Origin of the sequence: Idiomarina sp. UBA4206, assembly GCF_002383015.1 — a bacterium.
Taxonomy (GTDB): Bacteria; Pseudomonadota; Gammaproteobacteria; order Enterobacterales; family Alteromonadaceae; genus Idiomarina; species Idiomarina abyssalis.
Window position 1 is genome coordinate 351 of the sequence record NZ_DFTS01000057.1, and the last position, 3,084, is coordinate 3,434.

The window sequence follows — 3,084 nt, forward strand, 5'->3', positions numbered from 1 at the left end:
GTGACTTCCGCCAATACAGCCTGTGTCAGCAATAACCGGACGATAATCCAGACCCAGGCGCTCAAAAATACGGCTGTACGCTTTGTACATGTCATCGTAAGTTTTTTGCAGCGACTCGTCAGTGAGATGGAAAGAGTAAGCGTCCTTCATCATAAACTCACGTGCACGCATAACGCCAAAACGAGGGCGAATTTCGTCGCGGAATTTTGTCTGGATCTGGAATAAGGTTAATGGCAGTTGCTTATAGCTACTGACTTCCTTGCGTACCAACTGACTGATAATTTCCTCGTGGGTTGGGCCCAGTAAGAAGTCACGTTGATTGCGATCCTTGATACGCAATAACTCCGGGCCGTAATCATCCCAGCGTCCAGATTCCTGCCAGAGATCGGCCGGTTGTACCATTGGCATTAAAATTTCCAATGCGTTAATGGCTTCCATTTCCTCACGGACAACATTCTCAACTTTACGTAGTACACGCAGGCCGGTGGGAGTCCAGGTATAAAGTCCGGCGGCGACCTTACGGATCATGCCTGCCCGCAACATAAGCTGATGACTCACGATCTCAGCGTCAGAAGGTGTTTCTTTAAGCGTAGATAATAAATATTGGCTGCTGCGCATAGTCCGGCATCTCTGCAATTTATAGTGGTCAAAAATTAGAGCGAAGTTTAGCAGTGTCTGACTCAGCTCAAAAGCCTTTTACGGCTGTTTTAATGAGATTTCTTCAACAAAAACGGTGTTTTGTTGTACATACCAACGAATATTATAGTTTAAAAGTGCGGTGCCGTAAGTTCTCTGGGGTGACTGCGCTTTGTGATAGGCCGGTCGAGGGTCCTGACTAAGTACCTCAGTAGCCAGTGTCCTTAGGCCGGAAGAGCTCGAGTGTGCGCTTTTCAACACGGCCTCGGCGGCGTCCGAAAATTTTACTTTCATACGAGACTCAGGCTTTTCTTGTGCAAATCCCGCTCGGGCATCGGTAATAGAGTCAACGTAGGGAATATAAGGCTTTATATCGACAATTGGCGTTTTATCGACTAAATCTGCTCCGCGAACAGTCAAGACGACATTCGGTTCCGTTTGTACCGCAATCAGTTCGACAACGGACAAACCCAACTGGTTAGGCCGAAACGGAGAGCGTGTGGCAAATACCCCTAACAGTTGGTTACCTCCCAGACGCGGCGGCCGGACTCTTTCCTGCCAGGTATCGTGCTGATGAAACTCGAAAGTTAGCCAAAGGTGTGAAAACTGCTCGATGCCTTCTATGGCTTGTGCGTGCTGGTAGTCACCAACCAGTTCCACTTGAGCAAGTGCAGAAGGAACCAACCCCGGCTGTCGGGGAACGCTGAATTTCTCAGGAAAAGGCGTACGGATAACCGCAACCTGTGTCAGTTGTTGCTGGCTTTTCATATCGCCTCCGTTAGTGAACACGCGAAATACAGGTAGCCAATTTCACCACATAGTTAGCTATTTCGCTAATTGATTACTTTTCGATTCATTTAAGTATTTGATATTAAAAGGTTTTAATCTTTGGCATAAGCGTTGCAGAGCTAATCAATAAATTATATGACGTGCTTTAGAGTTTGGCATGAACGGTTTTAATAACAATAGGAAAAGAAAAATGATGAAACATAAAATTTGGCCTTTAACTTTAGGTTTTATCGGCTTAGTTACGCTTAGCACAGCGGCTTTCTCTGCAAATGATCGCGAGCGCACTCTGACTGACAGCTATATTGTCAGCAGCGATACAGAAATTCGCCTGGATGCAACGGTCGGGACTGTTGAGCTAAGAGTTACTGAAGGTGAGGCGGTTGAAATTGAACTGCGCGTTGAATCTGATGATGACGGCTGGTTTGCCAATGGTGGTGATTTGTCAGAGGTGCTCATAAAAGGGGAGCGTAGCGGTAATCAGTTGGAAATATCCGCCACGCCGCACGATGATATGTCTCAACATTGGAAGGTGTCAGTTCCTCGCTCACGGTTATTGGAAGTAAATTTGGGTGTTGGCGAAATATCCGGTGATTTGCCATTCAACAATGTAAAAGTAGATTTGGGCGTAGGCGATGTGTCACTGAACCTTGCCAACGGTGAGTATGGTTTGGTTGAAGCTTCAGTAGGTGTTGGCGATACCAGCTTGAGAAACTTCGGTAATACTCAGGAAAACAGAATGTTAGTAACTTCGGAATCCAGTTATCGGGGTAATGGTTCGACGGATGTTCAGGTTGAAGTTGGGGTAGGTGACGTGACGTTAACCAGAAACAACTAATCACGCCACCGAATTGCACGGCCTACACAGCTGACTTCACTGTAACAGATGGAGTCGGCTTTAGGTTTTAATGAAAAACACTGGGTTTCAATGACGGCATGTGCCTTAAATCGAACAGCGTCGACCCGTAGAGCTTGAATAGCTTTGTTATCTGACGCCGGTTCACCGTTAAATTGTCGCTGGCAGCTCTCACCATTTACAACACTAACGAGCTCGTATGCGCGCGCCGGCGTGTCGCCTGTATGGTAAATTCTGATGTCACCCGAGTCGATTTGATTAAAGCCTCCTGGCATCTGAGGTAAGATGCTGCAGGCAGAAAGGCCGAATAATGGCGTTAATACGAATGCTATGAAACGATAGCGCAATGTCGATCCTTGCCAGTTTGAATTTTCTATAGCCTAATCAAGCTGAGTCTATTGTTCAACAAAAAGCGTAGTCTTGATTAATTATTCATCGCGACTACGCATAAATTCGTCTTATTACTTAATTAAAAAAGACTCTAACGGTTTGCCATTATCAATCGCTGTTTTCATAGCTTTTGGCATGCGCCCCTGACCAGTCCAGGTTTGCTTTTCACCATTTTCATCAGTGTATTCATATTTAGGCGGCTTAGGCGCTCTTTTCTTGCGAGTTGTTTTAACAATAGGCTCTCCACCCAGCTCTTGCTCTAATATGTCTGAAAGCTCGATACCGGCGTCTGCCATTGCACTTTTAAACTCTTCAATTTTCTTTTGTTTGGCTTCATGCTGGCGCAGTTTCTCAGCTTCTTCTTCACGACGCTGAGCGATAACCGAATCGAACTTTTCTTTAATGCTTTCCAGTTC

At 45.8% G+C, this 3,084-nt stretch carries 4 protein-coding genes and 1 pseudogene; 1 reads left to right on the forward strand and 4 read right to left on the reverse strand.

What is annotated here, in order from left to right; all coding sequences use genetic code 11:
• Together proS and tsaA are read right to left on the reverse strand one after the other, a co-directional pair.
• Positions 1–618 (reverse strand): annotated as a pseudogene (proS, locus tag B3180_RS11520) (proline--tRNA ligase); the annotation flags it as partial.
• Positions 619–696: 78 nt separating this feature from the next.
• Entirely contained in the window at positions 697–1,404 is a 708-nt protein-coding gene (gene tsaA, locus B3180_RS11525) for a tRNA (N6-threonylcarbamoyladenosine(37)-N6)-methyltransferase TrmO (protein ID WP_278358760.1), read from the reverse strand.
• A gap of 211 nt (positions 1,405–1,615) precedes the next feature.
• Between tsaA and B3180_RS11530 the strand changes: the two genes are divergently transcribed.
• Positions 1,616–2,260: a hypothetical protein gene (locus B3180_RS11530; protein ID WP_286844671.1), complete on the forward strand. Its 645-nt coding sequence runs from the start codon at positions 1,616–1,618 to the stop codon at positions 2,258–2,260.
• Here B3180_RS11530 and rcsF read toward each other — a convergent pair.
• Together rcsF and B3180_RS11540 are read right to left on the reverse strand one after the other, a co-directional pair.
• A complete protein-coding gene (rcsF, locus tag B3180_RS11535; protein WP_222237007.1) occupies positions 2,257–2,553 on the reverse strand; it encodes an Rcs stress response system protein RcsF in 297 nt (98 codons plus the stop codon). The genes B3180_RS11530 and rcsF overlap by 4 nt on opposite strands.
• Before the next feature lie 186 nt (positions 2,554–2,739).
• Positions 2,740–3,084 (reverse strand): H-NS family nucleoid-associated regulatory protein (locus tag B3180_RS11540; RefSeq protein WP_286844673.1); only part of this gene is annotated, 345 nt, incomplete at its 5' end.

Excerpts from the sequence above, each read along its gene's own strand:
- rcsF (WP_222237007.1), bottom strand. The coding sequence starts at position 2,553 with ATGCCAGGAGGCTTTAATCAAATCGACTCGGGTGACATCAGAATTTAC.
- B3180_RS11530 (WP_286844671.1), top strand. The coding sequence starts at position 1,616 with ATGATGAAACATAAAATTTGGCCTTTAACTTTAGGTTTTATCGGCTTA.
- tsaA (WP_278358760.1), bottom strand. The coding sequence starts at position 1,404 with ATGAAAAGCCAGCAACAACTGACACAGGTTGCGGTTATCCGTACGCCT.